We start from the raw sequence: 26,964 nt of genomic DNA on the forward strand, positions 1-26,964 counted from the left end.
ACTACCAAAAGTGCGCACGGGTGTCAGCGGAGCTTGATGCTGCCGCCGTCGACCATCAGGGTCTGGCCGGTCATGTAGCTCGCGTCCGCGCTGGCGAGAAACACTGCCACGCGGCCGATGTCGGACTCCGGGTCGCCGAAGCGGTGCAGCGGAGTCTTCGCCAGCAGCATCTCCTCCACACCGGGGTTCGCCTCGATGTACGCCTGCACGCCCTCGGTCAGGGCCAGCGGCGAGATGACGTTGACGTTGACGTCGTCGGCGGCCCACTCGTTGGCGGCGACTCGGCTGATGGCTCGGATCGCCTCCTTCGCAGCGGCGTACGAGCCCTGCGTGAGCTGTCCCTCGATGCCGGCGCCGGACGCGAAGTTGATCACGGAGCCGTGATTCGCGGCGAGCTGCGGATGCGCGGCCTTCATGAGCCAGAACGTCGGGTAGAAGCCCGTGCCGAACGACAGGTCCAGCATCTCCTGCGTGGTCTGCAGGAGCGGCGCCTGGCGGGAGGCGTGCGCGTTGTTGACGAGCGCGTCCACCTTGCCGAACGCCTCGACCGCAGCCGCGACGATAACCGCCGCGTTCTCCTCCTTGGAGATGTCCACGTTCAGGAACCGTGCAGCGGAACCGATTTCGTCCTCGAGTGCGCGTCCTGCCTCGTTGGCGATGTCGACGAAGAGGACCTTCGCGCCCTCCTTGGTGAAAGCGCGGACGATGCCGCGGCCGATGCCGCCCGCACCGCCGGTGACAATGGCGACCTTGTCAGCGAGTCTCATGTCCGTGCCTCAGTCGACCGCGAGCGCGGCCTTCTCGAGCTCGGCGACGCTGTACGCGGAGTAGGTCTCGTACTTGCCGCGGCCGGTGAAGTACGAGGACAGCTGCTGGTCGAGCTCGTCAACGGTGAACGCGGAACCGGCTGCGTCGAAACGGTTCTCCACCTTCGGGGCGGCCATCAGCGCGACCATCTTGCCGTACACGACGAAGACCTGACCGGTGATCTCGTGAGAGGCGGGGGACGCCAGGTAGGACACCAGGGTGCCGACGCGCTCGGGGGCGAGCGGGTCGAGGCCGGTGTTCGCGCCGTCGGCCTCGCCGAACGCCTCGGCCGTCATCGCGGTCCGTGCGCGCGGGCAGATCGCGTTGGCGGTGACGCCGTAGCGGGCCAGGCCCTGCGCGGTGGACAGCGTCAGCGCGGTGATGCCCGCCTTCGCGGCGGAGTAGTTGGGCTGGCCGGCGGAACCGAACAGGAACGCCTCCGAGGAGGTGTTGACGACGCGGCCGTACACGGGTCCGCCTGCGGTCTTGCTCTTCTCCCGCCAGTGCACGGCGGCGGCGTGGGAGGTGGCTGCGTGGCCCTTGAGGTGCACGCGGATCACGTCGTCCCAGTCGGACTCGGTGAGGTTGAAGATCATCTTGTCGCGCAGGATGCCGGCGTTGTTGACGAGGATGTCGAAGGAGCCGAAGTTGGCGACGGCCTCGTCGATCATCCGGGCGCCGAGCGTCCAGTCGGAGACGTCACCGGTGACGGCGATCGCCTGGCCGCCGGCGGCGCGGATCTCCTCGGCGACGGCGTGGGCCGCGTCGCCCATGTCGTTGACGACGACCGCTGCCCCGGCTGCTGCGAGGGCCAGCGCCTCGGCGCGTCCGAGTCCGGCGCCGGCGCCGGTGACGACGGCAGCGCGGCCGTTCAGGCTGACGGTTTCACCCATCGAATGTCTCCCATGCTCGTGGTCGCGGTTCGTTCCGCGGGACCCTGTCATCCGAAATTAGTATTCGTTCTACTTTCGGGCAATGTCCGGTCCCGGTGGCAAGGACTTCCGTGGGCGGCGCCGATCCTGCTCTGTGGGAGTGGTGCGAACCACACAGGGCCCGGCTGGGAGCGTGCCATCACAATTCGTTTCACCGAAAGGTCACCATGTCGCTGAACCTCGCAGACCTGTTCGAAGCTGCCGCGGATACCGTGCCCGAACGCACCGCCATCGTGTGCGGCGACGAGCGTCTCACCTACGCCGAGCTCGACGCCGCAAGCAACCGACTGGCACACCACCTCGCCGATGAGGGAATCGGTCCGGGTGACCACGTCGGCATGTACATGCGCAACAGCATCGAGTTCGTCGAGGCACTGCTCGCGTGCCTGAAGGTCCGGGCCGTCCCGATCAACGTCAACTACCGCTACGTCGACGCCGAACTCGCCTACCTGTTCTCCAACGCAGAGATGGTGGCCGTCGTCGCGGACGGCGAGTTCGCCGCCACCACTGCCGCCGTGCTGCCGCAGGCTCCGACCGTGCGGCACGTCGTCACCATCGGAGACACCGGCGATGTCGAGTGGGGCGACGTCACGGCCGTCGACTTCCACGCCGCGGTCGCGGCGCAGTCCGGTGCCCGCGACTTCCCGGAACGCAGCGCCGACGACCTCTTCATCGTCTACACGGGCGGCACCACCGGCATGCCGAAGGGCGTCATGTGGCGCCAGGAGGACTTCTTCCATGCAGCGCTCAGCGGTGGCAACCCGTTCGGCGACCCCTACGACGGCACCGAGGCACTGGCGGCGGCGGTACCGCACATTCCGCCGATGACGTGGGTGCTGACCGCTCCACTGATCCACGGCGCCGCGCTCTACTCGGTGTTCACCGCGTTCTGCCTCGGCGCGACGCACGCACTGATGCCGAGGTTCGACGCCGAGGAGGCGCTGCGCATCGTCGAGCGGGAGCGCGCGACGACGCTGACCGTCGTCGGCGACGCGATGGCTCGTCCCGTCGCGGACGTCATCACGCAGCGGGGCTCGGACTTCGACCTGTCCTCGCTGCTCGTCGTCAGCTCCGGCGGGGCACTGTTCTCCCTGTCGGTGCGTGAACAGCTTGTCGCGGAGATGCCGGGACTCACCGTCCGCGACGGCTTCGGTGCGTCGGAGTCCGGGGTGGACGGCAACCTCGAGATCGGTGCCGACGGCCTGATGCGGATCGCGGCGAAGCCGAACGTGCGGGTCCTCGACGAGAACCGTCGGCCGGTCGCGCCCGGGTCCGACGAGATCGGGTACATCGCCCGGTCGGGCAACGTGCCGCTCGGCTACTGGGGTGACGCGGAGAAGACGGCCGCGACCTTCCCGGTCGTCGACGGGGTGCGGACGGCGGTGCTCGGCGACATGGGCCGGGTCGAGGCAGACGGGCGCATCGTGCTTCTCGGCCGCGGGTCGACGTGCATCAACACCGGTGGCGAGAAGGTGTACCCGGAGGAGGTGGAGATGGCGATCAAGAGCCATCCCGCCGTGTTGGACGCACTGGTCGCCGGCATCGACGACGAGCGGTACGGGCAGCGGGTCGGCGCGGTCGTGCAGGCCCGCGACGGCTTCGACCTGCCGGAGCTCGACGAGCTGATCGCGCACGTGAGCACGCAGGTGGCCCGCTACAAGGCGCCGCGCTCGATGGTCGCGGTGGACGCGATCGTCCGCTCGCCCGCGGGCAAGGCCGACTATCGCTGGGCGAAGGCGACCCTGCAGGAGCAGGCCGCCGCTCTCTGACCCACCGCCCCGGAACGGCTGAAGGCCACGTTCATGCGCGTGAAGCGGATGAACGTGGCCTTCAGTCACTACGGGTGAAAGGGCTGAACGCCACGTTCATGCGGGTGAAGCGAATGAAGGGGACGTTCAGCCATTAGGGGAGAGGGCGGGTCAGACGCCGGAGGAGAGGATGCCGCGACCTTCGTCGCCGCCGTCGAGGACGCGACCGACGCGACGAGTGACCTTCCACCCGCCGTCGATGCGGGAGAGCTCCCAGCGATTCGCGGTGATCCGCGCGACGCCGTACACACCGGTCTCGGTATTGCGCAGCACCAGCTGCGAGTGGCAGGTCGCGACGGCGGTGTCACCGTTCAGCTGGATGTGCGGCGGGTAGAGCAGATGGCCGCTGCCGCCGTGGATGTAGGACTGGTGGTTCCTCGAGTGGACCATCGCCTCGATCTCGCCGCGACCGTTCATCGCGCCGGTGTCGACGTCGTACAGGCCGTCCTCGGTCCACAGGCCGGAGACCTTCTCCGCCTGACCGCTGTCGACGGCCGGACCGTACGAGCTGATGAGGTTCATGATGGCCAGCTTGTCCTCGAGCAGCTGGACGCGGTCGGCGAGCTGGGCGACGAGCTGGGCGGTGTCGGTCATGCGTGGTCCTTTCGGTTGTCGGTCAGTCGAATTCGATGCCCAGTGGGCGGGCGAGCTGTTCGAGCGCGGACAGCTGGTCGACGTAGTGGTCGACGCCGGACGCGTCGATCGTGACGCCTGCGATCGTGGCTCCCGCGTCGCGCAGCCGGGTCAGGGCGCGTGCGGCGGCGTCGGCGGAGCCGAGCGGGTCGAGGGGCCGTCCGGCGGCGAGCACGACGTCCATGCCCGGGGGCGGCGGCGTCGCAGCGAGCATCGTCGCCAGATCGTCGAGGCGCAGGCCGAACGGAACCCAGCCGTCGCCGAGTGCGATGGCCCGGCGCAGCGAGCGGGGGGTCCGGCCGCCGATCCACAGCGGGACGCGCTCGGACGCGGCGTGCGGTTCGACGATCACGTCGGCGAAGTCGTAGAACTCGCCGTGGTACTCCGGGGTGGGCCGGCCGAGGGCCGCGCGGAGTGCGCGCAGTGCGTCGTCGGCGCGGGCGCCCCGCCCGTCGAACGGGGCTCCGAGCAGGTCGAACTCCTCGCGGAGGCTGCCGACACCGAGACCGAGGACGACACGGCCGCCGCTGATCCGGTCGAGGGTGCCGTAGCGCTTGGCGATCTCCAGCGGGTGGTGGTAGCCGAGGACGAGCACCTGGGTGGCGAGCCGGATCCGGGTGGTGCGAGCGGCGAGGAACCCGAAGGTGGACAACGGATCCCAGTAGGTGCCGCCACGTTCGGCGGCGATGTCGACGGGCACCGCGACGTGCTCACTGCAGGTGACGTGGTGGTAGCCGAGACGGTCCGCGGCCGCTGCGATCGTGGCGACGTCGTCGATTCCTGCGCCGGTCTCCCAGTCGCCTCGGGTGCCGGGGTGCTGGATGAGTACCGGTGTGACGATCCCGATGCGCATGACGGCGGGCCTCCGTTGTTCGTGGACCGCTCGCCGGTCCGACTGGGTTTCTATCGCGTGGGCGCCGACGGTCGAAGAGGCTTTCCGGTGATCGGGACGGGAGATTCGGCGCCCGGGTGGCCTGGATCACTTTTCGTGAGGTACGGTATCAGAATTGATTTCAGTTTTGCGGATCGAGGATGATCCGCCGGACCCTTCGAGGAGTCGTCATGACGGTCGTTACCGACGCCCCCGCTGCCAAGGCATCCCGCGAGGTCCCGCCCTCGATGGTCGAGCGGATGACGCTGATCCTCGACGCCTTCGACGGGCGTGCCGCGCGCCTGACCCTCGAAGAGGTCGCCTGCCGGTCCCGGCTGCCGCGCTCCACCGTCCACCGCATCCTCGACTCGCTCGTCAAGCTGAACTGGGTCGAGCACGCCACCTTCGGCTACCGCCTCGGCCGGCGAGCGCTCGGCACCGGCGGCGACAACGGACAGTCCGAGATCCGGGAGGCCGCCGCGCCCCTCCTGCACGAACTGCACATGCAGACCGGCATGGTGGTGCACCTTTCGGTGCTCGACGGCCACGAGATGGTCTACCTCGACAAGGTCGGCGGGCGGATGGCGAACACGATCCCCTCGCGTGTCGGCGGCCGCGCACCCGCGCACTCCAGCGCCGCGGGCAAGGCGTTCCTCGCGTGGCTCGACCCCGAACGGGTCGACGTGCTGTGTGGCGGCAACCTCGTCCGGACCACCCCGAACACCATCGTTGCCCTGCCGACACTGCACCTCGAGCTGAACCGGATCCGGCAGCGTCGCGGCCTCGCCTTCGAACGGGAGGAGTCCGCGCGCGGCGTGGCATGTGTGGGTGCGGCGATCCGCGGGCCCGAGGGGCCGGTCGCGTCCATCTCCGTCAGTGGCGACGTCCGCACCGCGCCTCTCGAGCGGGTCGCTCCGCTGGTCGTCGAGGCCGCGCGGGAGATCGGCCGCACCCTGTACCCCGAACTGACCGCACCGCGGCGCCCCGCCCGGCCCGCGGTCCCCGTCCCCACCGACACCTGGTCGCCGGAGGCACGTGCGCGTGTCCTCGGTGGCCGCGTCGGCGGCTGGATCTGACCGTCGCGCGCCCGCGCGCGGAAAACATTCTCGCTGATCGGGAACTCGCCTCCTTCAGCGAGCCTCCAACTGAAAGCGTCGACCCCATGAGCGAACTGACCTACGAGTCCACGAAGCGGGAGGTCGCCACCGACATCGGCGTGCTCCGGTACCACGAGGCAGGCGACGGCCCGCCACTGCTGCTGCTGCACGGTTCCGGACCCGGTGTCACCGGCTGGCGCAACTACCGTGGCGTCCTCGGCGACTTCGCCGAGCACTTCCGGTGCCTCGTGCTGGAGTTCCCCGGGTTCGGTGTCAGCGATCCCGGTGACGGGCATCCGATGATGATGGCGGGCGCCTCCGTCGGGAAGTTCCTCGACGCGCTCGGCATCTCCGAGCCCGTGCACATGATCGGCAACTCGATGGGCGGGATCGTCGCGACCAACGTCGCGATCAACGCCCCCGAGCGGGTGAACAAGCTGGTCACCATCGGTGGCATCGGCAGGAACGTCTTCGCGCCCGGACCCGGTGAGGGCATCAAGCTGCTCATGGAGTTCACCGACAACCCGACCCGCGAGGGACTGGTCCGGTGGCTGCACTCGATGGTCTACGACCCCGCCGTGGTCACCGAGCAGCTGATCGAGGAGCGCTGGGAGCTCGCGACCGAGCCGCTGACGCTGGAGATCGCCGCCCGCATGTACAGCAGCAAGGCGTTCGCCGCCAACACCGCCGCGGCGAAGGCCTCTGGTGCCACCCCGTACTGGGCGCAGCTGCACAAGGTGCAGGCTCCGACGATGCTCACGTGGGGACGCGACGACCGGGTCAGCCCGGTCGACATGGCGATGATCCCGATGCGCGACATCCCCAACGCCGAACTGCACGTCTTCCCCAACTGCGGACACTGGACGATGATCGAGGCCAAGGAAGCCTGGACGTCCGCCGTGCTCGCCTTCCTGACTCGCAAGGACGCACGATGACCGACCAGCACGTGGACACGACTGCACAGCAGTGGGACACCACAGTCGATTTCCTCGTCGTCGGTAGCGGCGGCGGCGGCATGTCCGCCGGCGCCACCGCCGCCGAGCTCGGACTCGACACCCTGATCATCGAGAAAGGCAAGAAGTTCGGCGGCTCGACCGCCATCTCCGGTGGCGGCATCTGGATTCCGAACTCCCCGACCCTGACCCGCAAGGGCGTGGTCGACGATCCCGCCGCGATCCGTCGCTACCTCAAGACGCTGACCGCGGGCACCGTCTCGGACGCCCGGATCGACGCCTACATCGACGCGGGCCCGAAGCTGATGCAGCTGCTCGACCGCAACAAGAACATGAAGCTGTACTGGGTGAAGGGCTACTCGGACTACCACCCCGAGGAGGACGGCGGAAGCGCCCTCGGCCGCACCATCGAGTGCCTCCCGTTCGACACCCGGAAGCTGAAGGAGGACGAGCAGTTCCAGCGTCCGAACAGCATGAAGGGCCCGCTGGGCCTGTGGGTGACGTCGAAGGACTACCACGACCTCGCGATGGTCAAGCGGACCTGGGCCGGACGCCGGGCGTCGATGGTCGCGGCGTGGCGAGTGGCGTCGAACATGGTGCGGCGCAGGCACATGGCGACCGGTGGCCGGGCGCTGGCGGCGCGACTGCGGATGGTCCTCAAGGACGCGGGTGTGCCGCTGTGGCTCCGCACGTCCATGACCGAACTGGTCACCGACAGCCGCGGCACCGTGCTGGGCGTGGTCGCCGAGCGTGAGGGTCAGGCGGTCCGGATCCGGGCGCGGCGCGGTGTGCTGCTCGCGACCGGCGGCTTCGACCACAACCAGCAGATGCGCGACCAGTACCTCCCCGAGCACGGCCGCGCGGACATCAGCGCCGGTGCCCGTGAGCTCAAGGGCGACGGCATCCGCGTCGGGCAGCAGCTCGGTGCGGCGCTCGACCTGATGGATGACGCCTGGTGGATGCCGTCGGTGCTGCACCCGATGGGTGCGGTGATCCCGCTGGTGTCGGAGCGGTGCATCCCGCCGTCGGTGATCGTCAACGCCCAGGGCGAGCGGTTCACCAACGAGTCGTCGCCGTACGTGAACTTCGTGCACGATCAGCTCGAGGGCGGCCACGTCCCGGCCTGGTTCGTGATGGACACCAAGGCCAAGAACCGCTACCCGTTCGCGCAGGTGCTGCCGAACATGCCGTTCCCGCAGGGCTTCTACGACTCCGGCGTCATCCACAAGGCGGACACGCTGCGTGAGCTGGCGGAGAAGATCGGGGTGCCCGCGGACAAGCTGACGGCGACCATCGACCGGTTCAACGGCTTCGCCCGCAACGGCAAGGACGAGGACTTCGGCCGCGGCGACAGTGCCTACGACCGCTACTACGGCGACCCGACCATGAAGAACCCCAACCTCGACGAGATCGTGAAGGGGCCCTTCTACGCGATCCGGTGCGAGGCGGGCGACCTGGGCACCAAGGGTGGTCTGGTCACCGACGAGGACGCGCGGGTGCTCCGGGAGGACGGCAGTGCGATCGCCGGACTGTACGCGACGGGCAACACCACGGCGTCGGTGATGGGCAACGAGTACGCGGGTGCGGGAGCGACGATCGGGCCGTCGATGGTCTTCGGATATCTCGCCGCGCAGCATGCCGCCGCGAATACGCTCCCACTGAGCGAGAGCACGGAGAGCGCGTCCGCCTGACGGCTGGGACGTTCACAACCAACAGGCGGACATCCGCCGGATCATCAGCAGGAGATGAGGGAAGTCATGGGAGAGGTCCTGGACCGGGTCATGCAGTTCGCGGACGAGATCCGCGAGGGCGGTATCGAGGGCGAGAAGCTCATGCGCCTGTCGGACGGCAACGCCAAGCGGCTGCGTGACGCGGGCGTCATCCGCATGCTCCAGCCGAAGGAGTTCGGCGGCCTCGAGTCGCACCCGCGGGAGTTCGCCGAGACCGCGATGGGCATCGGCGCCATCGACGGCTCCACCGGCTGGGTCTCCGGCATCGTCGGCGTGCACCCGTGGGAGATGGCGTTCTTCGATCCCAAGGCCCAGCAGGAGGTGTGGGGCGAGGACGTCGACACCTGGATCGCCTCGCCCTACGCTCCCATGGGCATGGCGGTCCCGGTCGACGGCGGCTACATCCTCAACGGCCGCTGGTCGTTCTCGACCGGCAACGACCACTGCGAGTGGGTGATGATCGGTGCCGCGGTCGGCGACAAGGACGGCAACCGCACCGGCAAGATGCTGCACGTGCTGGTCCCCAAGGCCGACTACACCGTCGACCACGAGAGCTGGGATGTCGTGGGCCTGCGTGGCACCGGCTCGAAGGACTTCACCGTCAAGGGTGCCTTCCTCCCCGAGTACCGCACGATCGACTCCGAGATCGTCCTGCAGGGCAACGGCGCCGCGCACGCGGGTCGCGACGAGACGCTGTACAAGTTCCCGTTCTCGTGCATCTTCCCGCTCGGCATCTCGTCGTCGCTGATCGGTATGGCCGAGGGCGGTCTGGGCCTGTACATCGCCATGCAGAAGGAGCGTGTCGCCGTCACGGGTGTCCCGATCAAGGACGACCCGTACGTCATGTACGCCATCGGCCAGGCCGCCGACGAGATCAACGCGTCGCGGGTGGCGATCCTCGAGACCGTCGACCGCTTCTGGGACAAGACCGAGAAGGGCCAGGAGATCACCTTCGAGGAGCGTGCGATCGGCCGCCGCACCCAGACCAACGCCGCGTGGCGCGCCGTGAGCGCCCTCGACGAGGTCTTCGCCCGCGCGGGCGGTGGTGGAATGAAGATGAAGCTGCCCCTGCAGCGCTTCTGGCGCGACGCGCACGTCGGTCTGACGCATGCGATCCACACGCCCGGTTCGATCAACCATGCGTCGGCCCTGACGCAGCTCGGTGGTGAGCCCCAGGGCATCCACCGCTCGATGATCTGACATTCGAAACAGATTGGTGCAGAACATGACCGACATCCGATCCCTCGGATATCTGCGGGTCCAGTCCCAGGACCTGCCGCGGTGGAAGGAACTGGCGGTCGACGGCCTCGGCATGGCCGTCGGTACCGGCCCCGAGGAGGACGGCCTGTACTTCCGCGTCGACGAACGCACCTCGCGCCTGCAGGTGCTGCCCGGCGACGTCGACAAGGTGCTCGCCGTCGGCTGGGAGGTGCGGGACCAGTTCGCGCTGCAGACGGTCCGTGAGCAGGTCGAGAAGGCCGGCGTCGAGGTCCGCGAGATGACGCAGGACGAGGCGGACTACCGTCGCGTCGAGCGGGCCGTCACGTTCGCGGACCCGTCCGGCACTGCGGTCGAGGTGTTCTTCGGCCCCGTGCTCGACCACAGCCCGGTCGTCACCCCGCACGGCGGCCGGTTCGTCACCGGCGCCGCCGGCCTCGGCCACGTCGTGCTGCCGACGCCGCACTTCCAGGAGACCTACGACTTCTACACGGAGGTCCTCGGGTTCCTGCCGCGCGGCGCGATCCGGCTCGGCGGCCCCGGCGCCCCCGGCCCGGCTCGGCGGGTGCGGTTCCTCGGCGTCAACCAGCGGCACCACAGCCTGGCGATCTGCCCGGCGCCTCCGACCGAGGCGCCCGGCATGGTCCACCTGATGATGGAGGTCGACACCCTCGACGCCGTCGGTCAGGCGCTGGACCGGATCAACAAGCTCGGCTTCTCGCTGTCGTCGACCCTGGGCCGGCACACCAACGACAAGATGGTGTCCTTCTACGTCCGCGCACCCGGCGGCTGGGACCTCGAGTTCGGCACCGAGGGCATGCTGGTGGACGAGAGTCACTTCACCGCGGAGGAGATCACCGCGGACAGCTACTGGGGCCACGACTGGTCGGGCTCCGAGCCGCTGGCGGCGTTCACCCCCGCGGGCTGAGCCGCAACATCCCGAAGCCCCGAATGCGGTGGTCACCGACGAGGTGACCACCGCATTCGTCGTTCTCCGGAACGGAGGGCCGCGGCGTCCGGGTGCTGTGCCCGAGCGCACATGCGCTTCTTGACGCGGGTCAAGGCGCGCCGTGCCCGTGACCGATGGAATGGCTGTGTGTCCAGGACGTCCGGTCCGGACCGGACGAAAGGAGCGACATCATGACCACCACCGCAACTCGAAGGGATGCCGACGCCTCGTGCGCCGACGCCGTCGCCGCGGCCGGCTGCGACGCCGACGCCGTTGCGGCCGTGTGCGCGGTCGACGACGACACCGCTCGCTGTGCCGCCGACGTGGTGCTGGCGCGGCGTCTCGCCGATCACCACGCCCAGATGGTGACTCGGCTCGACTGGCTGAGTGCCGCGTTGGTCGACGCCGCGACAGACGGTGACGCGGCCGCCGCGCACTCCGCACTGCGCGGGTGGGTTCGGGACGAGTTGGTTCCGCATGCCCAGGAGGAGGAGCGGACCCTCTATCCGGCGGCGGCCGAACTCGCCGAGGGTGCCCTGCTGATTCGTTCGATGATCGCGGAGCACGGCCTGATCCGAGCGACGGCGAGCGCCATGTCGGATGCGTCGGACCCGGCGGTCGCCGGTGCATACGGCCGCGCACTGTTCCACATCTTCGACGACCACCAGTGGAAGGAGAACGAGTTGATACTGCCGCTCCTCGTCGAGTCCGCGAGCGTCTCGCTCGTGGAGGTGATGAGTGCGGACGAGTGCGGATGTGGTCACCGGGACCACTGAGGAGTCGGCGCGCCGGCTGGGTTGCTCGGGGCGGAGGGGCCGGTAACGTCGGCGCAAGCGAGTGGAGGAGGCGACGGATGACGGCACGTTCGGACTCGGCTACCGCGCGCGACCACCGGTTCCGGTGCGTCGACACCGTTCCGCTCTTCGCGTCGTTGCCGGTCGGTGACCGGCAACGGATCGCGGCCATCGCCGCCACTCGCCGGCACCGGTCCGGCGAGCGTCTGTACCGGCCGGGTGACGAGGCCGGCCTCTACATCGTCCATTTCGGCCGGGTGCGGGTGTACCGGCAGTCGGCGTCCGGCGCCGAACAGCTGATCCGCATCCTCGTTCCGGGCGAGTTCCTCGGTGAAACCGCAGTGCTCGCTGATGCGCCGGTCGACCACTGTGCGGACGCCCTCGACGATTCCGAAGTGTGCTCCATCGCTCGACGTGACGTCCTCGCCCTGCTCCACGACCGTCCCACGGTGGCGATCAGGATGCTTCAGGAGCTCTCGGAGCGGCTGTCGGACGTCGAACGCAGGGTTGCCGCGCACAGCGCGGCCTCGGTCGAGCGACGACTGGCGGACCAGCTCCTGCAACTGGCCGCGGATGCGGGTTCGTCGCGATTCCTGCTGCCCACCACCAAGAAGGACCTGGCCTCGTACCTGGGCACGACACCGGAGACGCTGAGCCGCAGACTGTCCGCTCTCCAGTCGGACGGCGCGATCCGGCTCGGACCGGGACGCGCGGTGGAAATCGTCGACGCCCGCGCGCTCGGGCCCCACCCGGGCTGGTAGAGGCGGCTGCTCGGCCTGACGGGCGTCGGACACGTTTCGTCGGCCAGCGGGCTGTCGGCGGTGCGCCTATCGTGGATTCTCGGATCCACCACCACCGGAGGTGCCCGATGTCCAGCTCGTCGCTCTCGGCGCCACGGCCCGACTTCACGGGCCTGCTGGCGATGTACGTCAACTGCACGCTCAAGCGCTCACCGGAGCAAAGCAACACCCAGGGCCTGATCGACCGCAGCGTCGAGTTGATGCGTGAGCACGGGGTGGCGGTCGACCAGATCCGCGCCGTCGACCACGACATCGCGCCCGGGGTGTACCCCGACATGACCGAACACGGGTGGCCGAGCGACGAGTGGCCGCGACTGTTCGACCGGATCCTCGCCGCCGACATCCTCGTCCTTGCGGGGCCGATCTGGCTGGGCGACAACAGTTCCGTGATGAAGACGGTGATCGAGCGTCTGTACGGGTGCTCCGCGATCCTGAACGACAAGGGGCAGTACGCGTACTACGGGCGGGTCGGCGGTGCGTTGTTCACCGGCAACGAGGACGGCGTGAAGCACTGCGCGATGAACGTGCTCTACAGCCTGCAGCACCTCGGGTACGTGATTCCGCCGCAGGCAGACGCCGGCTGGATCGGGGAGGCGGGGCCGGGTCCGTCGTACCTCGACGAGGGGTCCGGCGGCCCGGAGAACGACTTCACGAACCGGAACACCACCTTCATGACGTACAACCTGATGCACCTGGCATCGATGATCAAGGGCGCCAGTGGGATTCCCGCCTACGGGAACCAGCGGTCGCAGTGGGACGCGGGCTGCAAGCCCGACTTCCCCAACCCGGACTACCGATAGAACGTTGCGCGTCGGCGCGGATTCGGGCACTCTGTGGCAAGCGTCGCGTGCCGGTGGCGGACCGCGTCAGGCATGGAGGCGCCGTACTCGAAGGAATCCTTCGTGAGCATCTCGTTCAACCACACCATCGTCGCTGCCGAGGACAAGCAGCATTCCGCGTACTTCCTCACCTGGCTGTTCGGCCTGCCCGACCCCGTCCCGGCCGGGCACTTCCTCGCCGTGCAACTCGACCACGGCGCGACACTGGACTTCGCGGAGCCGCCGCCGGGCGCCGAGATCGCGCCGCAGCACTACGCCTTCCTGGTGTCGGAGGACGACTTCGACGCCATATACGGGCGCATCACCGAGCGCGGTATCGAGCACTGGGCGGATCCGCGGCAGTCCGCGCACGGCATCAACCGCAACGACGGTGGCCGGGGAACGTACTTCCTCGACCCGTCGGGGCACTACCTGGAGATCATCACCCGGCCGTACGGGTCCGGCGGGTAGCCGGTCCGCACGGCCGAGGAACGCTGACCGCGTCAGGCAGGCAGGTCGAGCGAGCGGGCGAGCGTCGGCCAGGTGGCCGGCAGCTCGTCCTTCCAGTAGTTCCAGGCGTGGACGCCGGTGGCGTGGTACTTGAACGTCGCGGGAATTCCGAGGCTTCGCAGCTTGGATTGCAGCCGTTCGGTCGACATGCGGGAGACGGCCTCGATGGGTCCGCCGATGACGATGCGGTCGAAGAGGTTCGACTCCGGCGTCTCGTACCGCCCGGGGATGCCGGTCATGGAGGACACGTAGATGTCCATGCCGCGCAACGCCTCCGCGTTGAGGACGGTGTCGTGCGCCGTCCAGCCCGGACCGCCGATCTCGCCCCAGATGTTGGCGGCGTCGCCACCGCGTGACGAGATGGTCTGCTGGACGCACATCCGTCCCACGTCGTCGGTGGTGGAGTAGCAGCCGCTCATCACGGCGATGCCCTGGTACATACCCGGGTGCCGGTGCGCCAGCATCATCGCGCCCTGCGCGCCCATGGACAGGCCGAGCAGCGACTTGACGCCGTTGGTGTTCAGTCGGGCGTCGAGCAGCGGCGGGAGTTCCTGGGTGATGAACGTTTCCCACTTGTGCAGTCCGAGCGTGGGGTCGATGTTGTCCCAGTCGGAGTACAGGCTCGACACGCCGCCGTTGGTCATGACGACGTTGACGTTCTTGTCGGCGAAGAAGTCGGCCGCGCCGCCGCCCTTCGCCCACTCGCTCGACGACTCCGGCGCGTCCACACCCTCGAGCGCGTAGATCGACGGCCGTGGGACCGAGTTGTCCTTGGGAAGCAGGACGTCCACTCCGACCTCGCGGCGGAGGGCGGGGGAGGCGACGGTGAACCGCACCCACTGCGGCGACTTCTGCTTCACGCCGACGATTGCCGGGGTGGTGATGTCGTCGCGCAGTTCGGGGCGCGGAGGCACAGGGTCCTGGGACGAGTTGGGCACCGTCGACCCGGAGGAGACGCTGCCGCCGTCGGCGCTGCCGACGCTCTGCGCGCCGGCGGGTAGGAGCGACATCGTGCTCAGCGCGGCGACGGTCAGGGCCAGCGTCGCCGTGCGCAGGGTGCGGCGGCGGCCGGTGGATGCAGTTCTCGTCACGTGGTACTCCGGGTGTCTCGGTGGGCGCGATGACGCTATCCCGGGCGCGGGACGTTAGGGAAACGAACGAGCAAATTGGACCAAGCGACCGACCCGCCGTGCTCACCCGCCTCACCAGCAGCAGCCGTCCCACCGCGATCGCGGGAGGCGAGGAACGGATGAGGCGCGAGCGCGCTCCCTACGGCAGTCCGGGGGATTCGGGATGGAACGGCGTGGGTTCGCTGACGGGTGCGCCGAGCATGCCCGCTGCCACGTCGGTGAGGAAGTTGCCGAGTGCTTCCCATTGGGGTTCGCGGTCGCCTGCGGCGATGCTCGCCTCGTATTCGGCGCACACGTCTACCACTGTGCGGCCGAGGATCCATGCTCGACCGACGAGGACGTCACGGTCGACGTGGCAGAGGTGAGCGAATGTCCGCGCCCGCAGATCCTCCAGATTCTCGGGGACCGAGGTGGCCCGTTCCGCGAACGCCGCGGCTGCCGTGGGGTTGTGGCGTGCCTGGCTGATGAACCTGGCTCGCCATGACGGAGTCGGGAGCTCCGAAAGAACCTGGACGGCAGGAAGAATCATGCAGCGAAGGTAGTCCGGGAGTGCAGCGTCGGCGCCGATACCTCGGACCATGGCTGTGCGCAGCGCGTCGGTCTGTCGTGCGTGCCGATCGAGCAGGCCTCGAATCAATCCGTCACGGTCGCCGAAGTGATAGGCGACGGCGGAGTGGTTGGAGTTGCCCGCGAACTCCGCGATGCGCCGGCTCGACACCTGGTCGATGCCGTATCGGCCGAACAGTTCCTCCGCGGCGTCCATCAGTGCCGTCCGCGCCAGCTCGCTCTTGCGCGCCATGTCACTCCTTCGTCGTGTCGGAGCCCATCCTCCCGTGTCTCGTGGTGAGACCCACATCATGTTCGACCGCCGTCGTCATTTTAAGTCAACTGGCGTAAATTTGGTGATACGCGGGTTCCTTCCCGCCCATTTCCCGATTCACGTGAAGGAGCGCCCGGTGACGACGGATGTTCAGGCGCCGGCCGAGAAGCCGGACAACGGCGGTGGGGCACCCGACCCCGCACGCGAACGAAAGGAGAGGATCGGTCGTGTCGTCGCGGCGCTGATCTTCCCGTTCCTGATGGTGTCGATGATGGTCGGCGGATACCTGGGTGCCATGCACGCCCCGACGCCGCACGACCTGCCCGTTGCCGTCGTCGGAACGTCCCAGGGCGAGTCCGCACGGCTCGCGGAGGCACTCGAGGCCACGAACCCGTCAGCAGTCGAGGCACGAACCGCTGCCGACGCCGACGCGGCCCGTGCGCTCGTCGAGGGCCGCGACGTCGTCGGCGCGGTCGTGTTCGACGACGCCGGCGACGCGACCGTGCTCACCGCCGGTGCCGCCGGCGCGTCCCAGGCGTCCACGGTCAACCAGCTGCTGGTGCCGTTCGCAGCAGGTCAGGACGCCACGGTTCACACCGAGGACCTGGTGCCCGCCCCCTCACACGACAGCGCCGGTCTCGCGGTCATGTTCATGACGACGGCGCTCATCCTCGCCGGCTACATGCCGTTGAGTCTGGTCCTCTCGGCCGCGCCCGAACTGCTGCGCAAGCGCCGCATCGTGCCGCTGCTCGCCGGGTGGGCGGCGCTGATCGCCGGCGTGGTGTGGCTGGTCGCCGACCCGATCCTCGGGGCAGTGCAGGGACACACCGCGGCGGTCCTGGGTATCGCCTGGCTGGGCGTGTTCGCGGTGTCGATGGTGCAGCTGTTCCTCACCCGCATCGTCGGTCCGCTCGCCGTGCTCGTCGGCATGCTGTTCCTGATGGTTCTCGGGATCCCGGCGTCGAACCTGGGCATGTCCGTGCACACCATGCCCGGAATCTTCTCGTGGCTGTACACCTTCCTGCCGTCACCTGCCATCGGTGAGGCGCTTCGCTCGGTCCTCTACTTCGGTGGTGACGGTCTCGCGGGGCACGTCGTGGTGCTGGTCGTCGGGTTGGCCGCCGGATTCGGCCTGACCGCACTCATCGACACGCTCAAGAAGCGCAGGAACCCGAATCCGGCGGCACCCGAGGCGAACATCGCCTCCTTCACGGCGAAGCCGATGCAGAGCACGCGTTCCAAGTACCTCACGCTGGTGCTGTTCCCGCTCGCGATGGTCGTGATGATGCTGTCGATCATGACGGCATCGATGTACCAGCCGTCACCGCGCGAGATGCCCGCCGCGGTCGCGGCGGCGGACCCGGCGCAGGCCGAGCAGGTGGTCGCGGGGATGGAACGGAACATGCAGGGCATGTTCGACTTCCGGGTCGCGTCGCCGGAAGAGGCGGAGGGTCTGGTCGCCGACCGCAGTGTCGTCGGGGCGTACGTCCTGCCCAGCGCGGAGAGCCCGTCGGCGACGCTGTACACCGCGGGCGCGGCCGGCATGAGCCAGCAGCAGGCCGTCTCGGCGGTGTTCACGCAGACGGCTCAGCAGCAGCAGGTGCCGCTCGTGAAGCAGGACGTCACACCGCTCAGCCCGGACGACTCGATGGGTACCGTCAGCATGTACCTGTCGATCGGCTGGATGATGTCCGGTTTCCTGATCGTCATCGTGATGTCGCAGGCCGCGCCGTTCATGCTGGCGCTGCGAAAACTGTTGCCCGTCATCGCCGGCTGGGCGGTCGTCATGTCCGCGTGGATCTGGACGATCGCCGGACCGATCGTCGGTGCCGTCCACGGCAACGCCTGGCAGCTCATCGGAGTGGGTGCGATCGCCATCGCCGCGATGGCACTGTTCACCACGATGTTCGTGCGCCTGTTCGGGATGCTCGCCATCCTCCCGGTGATCCTCGTGGTCATGTTCCTCGGCGTTCCCGCATCCGGTGGTGGAGTGTCGATCTACATGGCGCCCGCGGTGTTCCGGACGCTTCACGACGTACTGCCGATGCCCGCTGCCGTCGAGTCGGTCCGCTCGATCCTCTACTTCGGAGGTGACGGCGTCGGCGGGCACATCGGCACCTTCCTCGTCTGGGGCGCGATCGCCCTGGCTCTCGTCATCGCCTTCGATGCCGTGACTGCGCGTAGGCGGAGGGCAGCCGAGCCGGTGTCCGAGACAGTCTGAGCATCCTCACCCGACACCGTTCTGCCCGGTCACCGCGTTCGGTGACCGGGCAACCACGTTTCGGGGCGGTGGATACGCGCTCAGTCGAGCGCGACCTCCGCTCGGCGCGACGGCGAACCGTGTTCGGCCGCTTCCGCGTCCGCCGCCCGCAGGAACGCCGGGGTGTCCGAGGCGCAGGCCAGGCAGATCGCCTGATGGCCTGCCGACGGATCACGGTCCATCTCGTAGGCGATGTACGAGTCACCGCACCGATGGCACTGCACGCGCGCCTCCCACGGATCGTCCACCTCGTCGCGCGGATCGAACGGCCGGTCGAGGGTGAACCAGGACGGCTTGGAGAACCCGAGCGCGATCGCGTACAGGACGGCCGCGAGCACACAGCTCACCGGAGGTGCCCACACCGTGCCGGACGTGCCGCCGAAGGCCACCATCGCGATCCCGACGACCGACGAGACACCCCAGGCGAACATTCCGGCGGGGTTCACGGCGGGCACGCGCCCGGGACGGAACTCCGCTGTCGCGAGGGCGTTGCCCTTGCCCGTGGACGTGAGCGCGATGTGCGTCATCGCGATGGCGACCCAGCTGACGATGATCACGCCCTGATAGCTCAGTGCCTGCAGGATCCAGCTCAGGACGTTGGTCAGCATCATCACGTAGACGACGACCGCGACGACCGCGAGCCAGAAGACGCGGGGGAGGGTGAGTTTGAACGCGCGGGCGAAGAAGTTCTGAAGGTTGGTCGAGGCGAGGTAGAAGTTGCCCGTGTTCACCCGCGTCTGGCTCACCACCACCCACAACAGTCCCCAGAAGCCCATCATCGCAACGATTCCCAGGATCGCGGACTCCTCGTTGAGGGCGCCCTCGATCTCGATCGTGTGTGCCAGGAACATGCCGACGACGGCGTTGACCAGAAGCGTCATGACGTAGAACGGGGTTCCGAAGGTGACCCGCCCGTTGAACTGTGCGTCCTCGGGTCGGCCGAATCGCGCGAAGTCCCACGCCATCATCGTCACCACCCACACGCCCATGTAGACAGTGAACGCGAACCACCAGCCCGGCACACCGAAGTCGACGGCCTCCGCCGGCTCGTAGGTGAGCCAGTCGTTGCTGTACCCGTACCGGGCGACGGCCCAGACCACGGAGCCGACCAGTCCGAGCAGATACAGGGGAAGCAGCAGTCCGTTGATCTTGTCGAGCCACGTGGTGACACCGCGCATCGCGAGCGGTGCCTGGTACAGCACCACGATCAGGCCGCACACCGCGATCGGGAGCGCGGGAAGGTAGGCGTGCAGTGCGCTGGCGACGATGGCGCCCTCGGCGACGACGTAGTACGTGATCGTGATGCCGAACAGCGCGGCCGCGAAGGCGGAGCCCGCCCGGCCGAACAGGGCGCGCGAGAAGAGGGACACGCTGGTGCCGGTCCGGGCGGCGTACCGAGCCGCGACGGAGTTGATGGCGCCGTACGTCACTGCGGAGAGTGCGATTCCGATGATGGTGTCCACTGTCCCCACCGAGAGCGTGACGGTGCTTCCGACGACGACCCAGAACATCGCACTCATCAGGCCGAACCAGGCCATGGACACGCCGAGGCGTCCGGTGCGCCAGGAGAGCGGGACGATGTGCAGCGAGTAGTCCTCGGCGGCGGCGCGTTCGAGGACCCTGGGATCGTCGGTGGAGGACAGTACGAGCGGGGGTACCGCGCGGGTACCCGGATGCGGCGAAACTGACATGAGTCTTCCTGTTCGATGATGTCCTTGGCGCCGTTGCCATGTGGAGATTCGGGAGGGGATCTGCACCCGGGTGCCCGCCGACGGGCACCCGGGTGCGAGGGAATCAGACGGCGGCCGGCTCCGACACCGTCAGCGTGCCCTTGACGTAGTCGATCGTCGGGTCGTCTGTCCAGTGCACGATGGTGCGTCGGCGCAGCATCGTCCGGAACTGTTCGGTGGTCTTGACGAGGACCTCACCGCTGCCCCAGTCGAGAATGACGCCGTATTGGCGCACGCAGTCCATCTCGTTGATCAGCCCGGACCGGTACTCGTCCGAGACCTCCTGCGCGTCGCGCTCCATCCAGGAGTGCCGGTTGTCGCGGATGTACGCGCGGGCCTTCTCGGTTGCGGCGAGATCCACCTCGTACTCGAAGATCTCGGGATCGACCTCACGGATGACCACGCCGTAGTCCTTCTCGGCGCGCTCGATCGAGACGTAGCCGTCGATCACGTCCTCCAGGACCGCGTCGACGTCGCGTTGGAGCGCGTCACCGAGGCCGCCTCCGCCGGCGGAGGGCCGGATGAACTCGTCGCCGGCCTTGATCGGCACCGCCGCGAAGATCGACCCGAGGTACTGCTCGTCCTCGGTGCCCTTGTTCAGCCAGACGCCGTGCGGGATCGACGGCAGACCGCCCCACAGGCCCCAGGTCACCGAGCGTTCACGGTCGCAGCAGTACGACATCACCGTGTTGCTGCTGCCCTGGAGGCGGCCGCCCTTCACCGCGCCCAGGCCGCCCCGGTGCTTGCCGGGGCCACCGGAATCGGGGAGGAGATCGTGGCAGGAGGTGAGGACGGGGGCCAGGCGTTCCTGCCCTTCGAAGGGCTGGGTGCCGTACTGGACGCCGAACACCGCGGCGGACGCGTTGTAGCCGTCGGCGCCGTTGCGGGCGCCCCAGCCACCCATCATCCAGTCGTACCACATGAAATTGGGGTTGCCGTTCTCGCGACCGTCGCGGCCACCGACGAGGAGGTACTCGAGGTTGAAGGTGCAGGCCATCGCCCGCTCGGGCAGGATGTCCGACCACACCTCGAACACCGAGCTCATGATCTTCTCGAACGGGCCCGAGCAGAAGCCCGCGCAGGGAGACGGCCAGTCGGCGTTGACGACCGACCCGAGCGGGCCGAGATCCGCTGTGACGACCCGGTAGAAGCCCGAATTCAACGGGATGTCGGGGAATTGCATCTTGGTGCCGGCGACGATACCGGCGAACGAGCCGCCGAAACCGGCGTTGAGCATCGACGAGATCGACGCGTGCGAGTCGCTCAGGTCGTAGTGCACGGTGTCGCCGGAGATCGTCATCTTCATCGTGACGGGGATCAGGCCCTCGCCGAGCGCCGGATCCTGGTCGATGTAGTCCTCGGTGTACCAGACACCGTCGGGCAGTGCGGCGATCTTCGCGCGGGTCAGCTCCTCGACGTAGTCCTGGACCTCCGCCATCGCGGTCTTGATCGTCTCGACGCCGTACTTGTCGCACAGGCGCTGGATCTCGCGTTCGGCGACCCGGGTGGCCTCGGCCTGCGCCTGCATGTCACCGATGATGTCGCGTGGGTTGCGGGTGTTCTTCGCGATGAGATACGCGACGTCCTCGAGGAATTCGTCCTTGCTCCACAACCGGGTCGGCGGGATGCGCAGACCCTCACCCATGTGGTCGAGCGCCTTGACGTTGAACGATCCGGGGGTCGCGCCTCCGACGTCGGCCCAGTGGCCGTTGGCCTGTGCGTAGCCGAGGAGTTCGCCCTGGTAGTAGATGGGCCGGATGATCCGGGTGTCGTTGAAGTGGCTTCCGCCCTCGTAGACGTCGTTGATGACGAAGACGTCTCCGGGGTGGATGTCGCCCTCGAACTGTCGGATCACGGCCTTCGCCGTGTAGTGCAGGGTGCCGACGTGCGCGGCGATGTCGCCCGTGCCCTGCATCACGGTGTTTCCCTCGGGATCGCAGATGGCCGAGGAGAAGTCGCGCGAGTAGATGACGAACGAGTAGCAGGTCCGGAGGATCTGCTCCGCCATCTGGTCGACGGTGTTGATGAACGCGTTCTTGAGGACTTCGAAGGTCACCGGGTCCAGTGATGTGGCCATGTTCCTACCCCTTGTGAATTCAGTTGCAGCCGAACGGGTTGACTTGATCTACGCCTGGTACTGGAGGATGAGATTTCCCCACTCGTCCACTCGCGCCGTGGTCTGCGGCGGGACGACCGTCGTCGAGTCCAGCTGGTCGACGATGCACGGGCCGGACAGCACGGCTCCCGGTGGAAGTTCGCCGCGGTCGTACACCGGGGTGTCGAGCCGGGCGACCTCGTCGGGGAAGAGCACCTGCCGCACCTCGGTGGGCGTGGGTGCGAAATCCGCGGGATCGATCAGCTCCGCGGGCTGTGCGTCGCGGCGGGGCGTCAGGCCGATGGCACGGACCAGGACGCGGTAGATCTCCACACCCGAGTCCTCCGACGCGAAGTTGTGTTCCCGGAGGTGGGTTTCGTGGAAGGTCGCGACGACGTCGTCGAGTGTCGTCAGGTCGGCGGTGACCGGGACCGCGATGGCGCGCCACTGTCCGAGGTACCGCATGTCGAGGTAGTACTCGAAGATCATGTCCGACTCGTCGACGTGCTCCGCCGCGAGGCGTTCGCGTCCCTGCGCCTCGAGTTCGCGGAACGACGCCGTGAGGTGGTCGAGGTCGGCCTCGGCGGAGTCGGCGAGGTACATCTTGGTGAGGTCGTGCTGGATGTCGACGAGCATGCAGCCCATGGCGGAGGTGACGCCCGGATGCGGCGGGATGATCACCGTCGGGATGCCCAGGTCCTTCGCCAGGTACGCCGCGTGCAGCGGTCCGGCGCCGCCGAAGCCCACCAGGGCGAAGTCACGCGGGTCGTGACCCTTCCGGATCGAGATCAGACGGATCGCGTCGGCCATGTTGGCGTTGGCGACCTTGATGATCGACTGCGCGGCGGTCTCGACGTCCAGACCCAGCGGTGCGGCGACCTTTTCGACGGCGGCACGCGCGAGGGTCTCGTCGAGCTCCTTCACGCCACCGGCGAGTTTCTTGCCGACGGTGCCCAGGATGAGGTTGGCGTCGGTGTTGGTCGCCAGGTCGCCGGAGGCGCCGTAGCAGGCGGGGCCCGGCTCCGAGCCGGCGGACTGCGGTCCGTTGCGGAGCGACCCGGCGTCGTCCAGCCAGGCGATGGAGCCACCGCCGGCGCCGATGGTGAGGACCTCGATGCTGGGGAAGCAGATCGGGTATCCGAACTCGACGCTCCACATGTTGGTGGTGCCGAGTACCCCGTTGTCCGTGAGGGACACGTCGGTGGAGGTGCCGCCCATGTCGAAGCCGATGGAGTTCTCGTAGCCACACATACGGGCGATGTGACGGCTGGCGATCGCCCCGGCGGCGATCCCGGACGCGGCGAGTCGTGCGCCGTACTTCTCCGCCATCGCCGGGGTCATCACGCCGCCGCCCGAGTGCAGCAGCAGCACGTCGTTCGCGTAGCCGTTCTCGGCGAGGCGTCCTTCGAGGGTCCGGGCGTACGGGCCGATGATCGGCACCAGCGCCGCGTTGGCGACGGTGGTGGAGAAGCGTTCGTACTCGAAGATCTCGGGATGCACGTCGCTGGAGGTGGTGATCGCGACGCCGGGCAGCTCCTCCGCGAGGATCTCCGCCATCCGGTTCTCGTGATCGGGATTGGTGAACGAGTTCACGAAGCACACGGCGATCGTCTCGACGCCCCGGCGACGCAGGATCCGCGCCACGTCGCGAGCCTGCTCCTCGTCCAGCGGCTCGAGGACGGTGCCGTCGTAGCCGATCCGTTCGCGCACGGTGATCCGGTGACGGCGGGGAACGAACGGCTTCGCCACCTCCTGGTAAGGATCCCAGGTCTCGCGGTCGCCGCGACGGATCTCGATGACGTCGCGGAACCCGTCGGTGGTCACCAGCGCGACCTTGGGGAAGTTGCGCGTGATGAGTGCGTTCGTCGCGATAGTCGTTCCGTGCGAGAAGAACTCGACGTCCTCCCAGCTCACTCCGGCCTGCCTCATCCCGGCCAGGACGCCCTCGATGGGGTCGGCCTGGGTGGGGTACTTCGCGGTGGTGATCCTGCCGTCCTCGTGCTGGACGAACACGTCGGTGAACGTTCCGCCGATGTCGACCGCGGTGCGGATCTTCGCCGGCCTGCTGATGGCTTCTGTCATGTCGGCCTCCTGTCGGTGTGTCGCTGACCTGGTGCCAGACAACCCGGCACGGGGACCGTCGACAATTGGCTCTTCGGACGACGACGCGGGATCGGACATTGGAGACCGATACAGGTCTTCGAGCGGCGATAGACCTCCTAGCAGGGACAACGGCCGTCCGGTCGCTCGTTACCCGGATGTGTCCGACATCCGCACGCAACCGGCGGTCACCGAACCGCAACAGTGTTCCGCGGTACCGACCCGCCGCCGCGGTACCGGCGTGTGAGGCGTTGTGGGCGGACGTAGAGTGACCTCACCGCCACGGGGAACGTCGCAGTCGAGAGGAGCGCACGTGAAGGTCGGCATGCTGTACTCGCTCACCGGCGCACTGGCCGACATGGAGAAGTCCATACTCGACGGCGCACTGGCCGCGGTGCACGAGGTCAACAGGGACGGTGGAATCCACGGCGAGCCGATGACTTTCGCGGTTTTCGACGACCGTTCCGAGGTCGCGTCGACGGCCCGCGGGATCGACCATCTGTGCCGGGAGGAATCGGTGGACGTGATCGTCGGCGGATACACCTCCGCCAGCCGGGTCGCGATGCGGCCGGCAGTCCACGCGAACCGCACGCTGCTGATGTACCCGACGTACTTCGAAGGCGAGGAGTCGGATCCGCGGGTGTTCTACTGCGGCGCATCGCCGAACCAGTACATGGTCGACTACCTGGGGTGGATCGCGCGCACACTGGGCCGCCGGATCTACGTCGTCGGTTCCGACTACATCTATCCCCGGGTCCTCGGGGAATCGATCGACCGGATGGGTGAGCACTGGGGCGTCGAGACCGTCGGGAGCTGGTATGCCCCGCTCGGAGAGACGTCCTTCGGGTCCGTCCTCGCGGACATCGGCCGCAAGAACCCGTCCGTTGTGGTCTGCAACCTGGTCGGGCGCGAGTCGACGACCAGCTTCTACACCCAGTTCCACCAGGCGGGCCACACGGCGGACAGCCTGCCGATCGCCGCGACCGTCACGACCGCGATCGACCTCGCCCACATGCCGGCCGAGGTCAGCGACGGCCACTACATGGTGGGGACGTACTTCTCACGGATCGAGTCGGAGCACAACGCGGCGTACCGACGGTCGCTGCTCGACATCCGTGGACAGGAACGAACGCATGCGGCGCAGGTCGGTGCGTACAACGCCGTCCACGCCCTCGCTCTCGCGGCCGAGCAGTCGCCGTCGCTGGACCCGGACGATCTCGCGGAGGCACTCCTGCGGGTGCGCTTCGACGGGAACCCCGAGGGACTGCCGTTCTACTTCCGGAGCAACCACTACAGCGCCCACCCGTCGTACGTGGGCCGGGCGTCGGGCGGGGACTACGAGGTGATCGCCGAGTTCCCGCCCCGGCTTCCGGAGCCGTGGTGGGAGGGGCGGGTGCCCCTAACGTCGTTCTCCTGACTCGTACAGGGTGAGCGCGAGGTAGAAGTCGGTTCGGTCGGCAGTGGCGTGCACCCCGCGCCCCGTCAGCCGCTCGATGCGGCCCAGGCGGTACCGCAACGTGTTGATGTGGATACCCAGTTCGGACGCCGCCGAACCCCAGTGTCCGTCGAGCGCAAGGAATGTCCGAAGGGTGTGCAGGTACTGCGAACCCTTCTGGGTGTCGTAGTCGATCACCGGCTGGAGCAGCGCCCGCTGCAGGACGGTGACGAGTGTCGGCTCCGAGGCGAGCAGCGTCGCCGCCAGCGGTGCCGGGAGCGGCACGGATCCGTCGTCCCTGGCCGACGTGCGGGCCTGGCGCTCGGCCAGCTGGCGCGCGCTGATCAGCCCGCGAACGAGGTCGTCGCTTCCGTGCAGGACGCACGAACTGGCGCCGACCGCCGGGCGGAACCCGCACTGCCGCTCCACGAGCCCGCGCAGGACGTCGAGGTCGTCCTCGAAGCTGGGGTTCTCGTCCGGATCGCCGGAGATCGTGATGAGCGCGTAGGCGTTCCCGCCGTGCGTTCCCGCGACACAGGGCTGCCCGCTGAGGAGTCCGAGATCGCGTAGTGCCGCGGCGATCTCGTCGAGCTGCGCCCCGACCGAGTCGGGTGGCACCAGGCACACCGCGCGGATGCGGATGCCCGTTGTCAGGCCGAGTGAACTCGCCCAGGGGTCGAGCGCCTCCGACGGGACCGTCGCCGTGATGAGTTCCCGGATCAGTGCGTACTCCGACTGCTGGCGGGCGGTCCGGGCCACCTCGACGGCCTGTGCGTAGGCGTCGAGTTGCTCGGCGAGCGCACGAACCCGACGTGAATCCCACGGTGTCCGCTGTGGATTCACCAGTGCCATCGTGCGCCCCGAGCGCGGGAGGGTCGTGGTGACGACAGCCGGAGCCGCGGCGATCCGGTCCAGTGTGACGGGGTTGCGTGCAAGGACCTTCCGCAGACGATCCGTGGTGGGTGCGGGCCTCCGGGAACCACCGACCACGCATCCCCGCATCACCAGCCAGGCATCGATCTCGCTCGAACCGACGAACGAGTCGACGACGTCGCGTATCCGGCCGGCACCCGCCGATCGCTCGGCCGGGTGTCCGGGTTCCGGTGGCCGGATCACCGCCGCGACGCGGTCCAACCCCTGGTCCGACGGGAGCAGGAAGACGGGAAACGACTGCCGCACACACTCGGAGAGGAATTCCGGTGGGAGATTGACGTCGTTGTTGTCGACGATCACCGCGACACCACCGGCCGACCGCAGGGTGGCCGTCAGCGCCCCTGGCGCGGGGAGCCGCGGCCACGCCGTGGACGGTACGTACAGCGCGCTGTTCTCGGGCAGGTCCGCGGGCGGTCCGCCGTCCACGCGGTGCACGGCGTCGATCCGGGTCCGCCGCGTCCGCACGAGTGCGTCGGGCGTGAGGGAACGCAGGCCCGCGTGATCGGCGAGATCACCTATCGTGGCCAACCGTCACTCCCTC

At 68.4% G+C, this 26,964-nt stretch carries 22 protein-coding genes; 12 read left to right on the plus strand and 10 right to left on the minus strand.

Annotation, left to right across the window (positions count from 1 at the left end; genetic code table 11):
• Positions 1 to 23: 23 nt before the first annotated feature.
• Together ACFSJG_RS10685 and ACFSJG_RS10690 are read right to left on the minus strand one after the other, a co-directional pair.
• Complete coding sequence (locus ACFSJG_RS10685) at positions 24 to 767, minus strand: SDR family NAD(P)-dependent oxidoreductase (protein WP_378485180.1); 744 nt, start codon at positions 765 to 767, stop codon at positions 24 to 26.
• 9 nt (positions 768 to 776) lie between these two features.
• Complete coding sequence (locus tag ACFSJG_RS10690; protein WP_378485181.1) at positions 777 to 1,700, minus strand: 3-oxoacyl-ACP reductase; 924 nt, start codon at positions 1,698 to 1,700, stop codon at positions 777 to 779.
• Positions 1,701 to 1,906: 206 nt separating this feature from the next.
• Here ACFSJG_RS10690 and ACFSJG_RS10695 point away from each other — a divergent pair, with 206 nt between their 5' ends.
• Positions 1,907 to 3,508 carry an acyl-CoA synthetase gene (locus ACFSJG_RS10695; protein WP_378485182.1) on the plus strand — a complete coding sequence of 534 codons (1,602 nt, stop codon included), beginning with the start codon at positions 1,907 to 1,909 and terminating at the stop codon, positions 3,506 to 3,508.
• Positions 3,509 to 3,658: 150 nt separating this feature from the next.
• On the opposite strand, the gene ACFSJG_RS10700 is transcribed toward ACFSJG_RS10695, so the two are convergent.
• Positions 3,659 to 4,141: a nuclear transport factor 2 family protein gene (locus ACFSJG_RS10700; protein WP_378485183.1), complete on the minus strand. Its 483-nt coding sequence runs from the start codon at positions 4,139 to 4,141 to the stop codon at positions 3,659 to 3,661.
• A gap of 22 nt (positions 4,142 to 4,163) precedes the next feature.
• Positions 4,164 to 5,033, minus strand: coding sequence for an LLM class F420-dependent oxidoreductase (locus ACFSJG_RS10705; RefSeq protein WP_378485184.1), 870 nt, complete (start codon positions 5,031 to 5,033; stop codon positions 4,164 to 4,166).
• A gap of 209 nt (positions 5,034 to 5,242) precedes the next feature.
• Here ACFSJG_RS10705 and ACFSJG_RS10710 point away from each other — a divergent pair, with 209 nt between their 5' ends.
• The 9 genes from ACFSJG_RS10710 to ACFSJG_RS10750 all read left to right on the plus strand — a co-directional run bounded on the left by ACFSJG_RS10710 (position 5,243) and on the right by ACFSJG_RS10750 (position 13,881).
• Entirely contained in the window at positions 5,243 to 6,127 is an 885-nt protein-coding gene (locus ACFSJG_RS10710; protein ID WP_378485185.1) for an IclR family transcriptional regulator, read from the plus strand.
• A gap of 86 nt (positions 6,128 to 6,213) precedes the next feature.
• Positions 6,214 to 7,083, plus strand: a complete 870-nt coding sequence (locus ACFSJG_RS10715; RefSeq protein ID WP_378485186.1) for an alpha/beta fold hydrolase — start codon at positions 6,214 to 6,216, stop codon at positions 7,081 to 7,083.
• Entirely contained in the window at positions 7,080 to 8,792 is a 1,713-nt protein-coding gene (locus ACFSJG_RS10720; RefSeq protein WP_378485187.1) for an FAD-binding protein, read from the plus strand. Before ACFSJG_RS10715 ends, ACFSJG_RS10720 begins: the two co-directional genes overlap by 4 nt.
• 66 nt (positions 8,793 to 8,858) lie before the next feature.
• Complete coding sequence (locus tag ACFSJG_RS10725; protein ID WP_378485188.1) at positions 8,859 to 10,031, plus strand: acyl-CoA dehydrogenase family protein; 1,173 nt, start codon at positions 8,859 to 8,861, stop codon at positions 10,029 to 10,031.
• A 25-nt stretch (positions 10,032 to 10,056) separates the two neighbouring features.
• A complete protein-coding gene (locus tag ACFSJG_RS10730) occupies positions 10,057 to 10,977 on the plus strand; it encodes a VOC family protein (protein WP_378485189.1) in 921 nt (306 codons plus the stop codon).
• 212 nt (positions 10,978 to 11,189) lie between these two features.
• The gene (locus tag ACFSJG_RS10735; protein WP_378485190.1) at positions 11,190 to 11,774 is read left to right on the plus strand and encodes a hemerythrin domain-containing protein; all 585 of its coding nucleotides are present in this window, start codon (positions 11,190 to 11,192) and stop codon (positions 11,772 to 11,774) included.
• A gap of 77 nt (positions 11,775 to 11,851) precedes the next feature.
• Positions 11,852 to 12,553: a Crp/Fnr family transcriptional regulator gene (locus ACFSJG_RS10740; RefSeq protein ID WP_378485191.1), complete on the plus strand. Its 702-nt coding sequence runs from the start codon at positions 11,852 to 11,854 to the stop codon at positions 12,551 to 12,553.
• A gap of 107 nt (positions 12,554 to 12,660) precedes the next feature.
• Positions 12,661 to 13,392, plus strand: coding sequence for a flavodoxin family protein (locus tag ACFSJG_RS10745; protein ID WP_378485192.1), 732 nt, complete (start codon positions 12,661 to 12,663; stop codon positions 13,390 to 13,392).
• A 72-nt stretch (positions 13,393 to 13,464) separates the two neighbouring features.
• A complete protein-coding gene (locus tag ACFSJG_RS10750) occupies positions 13,465 to 13,881 on the plus strand; it encodes a VOC family protein (RefSeq protein ID WP_378485193.1) in 417 nt (138 codons plus the stop codon).
• 32 nt (positions 13,882 to 13,913) lie between these two features.
• Here the strand turns inward: ACFSJG_RS10750 and ACFSJG_RS10755 are convergent, their stop codons facing one another.
• Entirely contained in the window at positions 13,914 to 14,930 is a 1,017-nt protein-coding gene (locus ACFSJG_RS10755; RefSeq protein ID WP_378485271.1) for an alpha/beta hydrolase, read from the minus strand.
• Between the two features lie 259 nt (positions 14,931 to 15,189).
• Positions 15,190 to 15,849: a TetR/AcrR family transcriptional regulator gene (locus tag ACFSJG_RS10760; RefSeq protein ID WP_378485194.1), complete on the minus strand. Its 660-nt coding sequence runs from the start codon at positions 15,847 to 15,849 to the stop codon at positions 15,190 to 15,192.
• Positions 15,850 to 16,006: 157 nt separating this feature from the next.
• On the opposite strand from ACFSJG_RS10760, the gene ACFSJG_RS10765 reads away from it, so the two are divergent.
• Entirely contained in the window at positions 16,007 to 18,091 is a 2,085-nt protein-coding gene (locus ACFSJG_RS10765) for an ABC transporter permease (protein ID WP_378485195.1), read from the plus strand.
• Between the two features lie 80 nt (positions 18,092 to 18,171).
• On the opposite strand, the gene ACFSJG_RS10770 is transcribed toward ACFSJG_RS10765, so the two are convergent.
• The 3 genes from ACFSJG_RS10770 to ACFSJG_RS10780 form a co-directional block, all read right to left on the minus strand.
• Positions 18,172 to 19,821, minus strand: coding sequence for a purine-cytosine permease family protein (locus ACFSJG_RS10770; RefSeq protein ID WP_378485196.1), 1,650 nt, complete (start codon positions 19,819 to 19,821; stop codon positions 18,172 to 18,174).
• Positions 19,822 to 19,924: 103 nt separating this feature from the next.
• Complete coding sequence (locus ACFSJG_RS10775) at positions 19,925 to 21,937, minus strand: hydantoinase B/oxoprolinase family protein (RefSeq protein ID WP_378485197.1); 2,013 nt, start codon at positions 21,935 to 21,937, stop codon at positions 19,925 to 19,927.
• 48 nt (positions 21,938 to 21,985) lie between these two features.
• Positions 21,986 to 24,037, minus strand: coding sequence for a hydantoinase/oxoprolinase family protein (locus tag ACFSJG_RS10780; protein WP_378485198.1), 2,052 nt, complete (start codon positions 24,035 to 24,037; stop codon positions 21,986 to 21,988).
• Positions 24,038 to 24,368: 331 nt separating this feature from the next.
• On the opposite strand from ACFSJG_RS10780, the gene ACFSJG_RS10785 reads away from it, so the two are divergent.
• Positions 24,369 to 25,472, plus strand: a complete 1,104-nt coding sequence (locus tag ACFSJG_RS10785) for a transporter substrate-binding protein (protein ID WP_378485199.1) — start codon at positions 24,369 to 24,371, stop codon at positions 25,470 to 25,472.
• Here the strand turns inward: ACFSJG_RS10785 and ACFSJG_RS10790 are convergent.
• Positions 25,455 to 26,951 carry a PucR family transcriptional regulator gene (locus ACFSJG_RS10790; protein ID WP_378485200.1) on the minus strand — a complete coding sequence of 499 codons (1,497 nt, stop codon included), beginning with the start codon at positions 26,949 to 26,951 and terminating at the stop codon, positions 25,455 to 25,457. The two genes, ACFSJG_RS10785 and ACFSJG_RS10790, sit on opposite strands and share 18 nt — an antisense overlap.
• Positions 26,952 to 26,964 lie beyond the last annotated feature (13 nt).

It is taken from the genome of Rhodococcus gannanensis, from assembly GCF_042681175.1.
Lineage (GTDB): Bacteria > Actinomycetota > Actinomycetes > Mycobacteriales > Mycobacteriaceae > Rhodococcus_G > Rhodococcus_G gannanensis.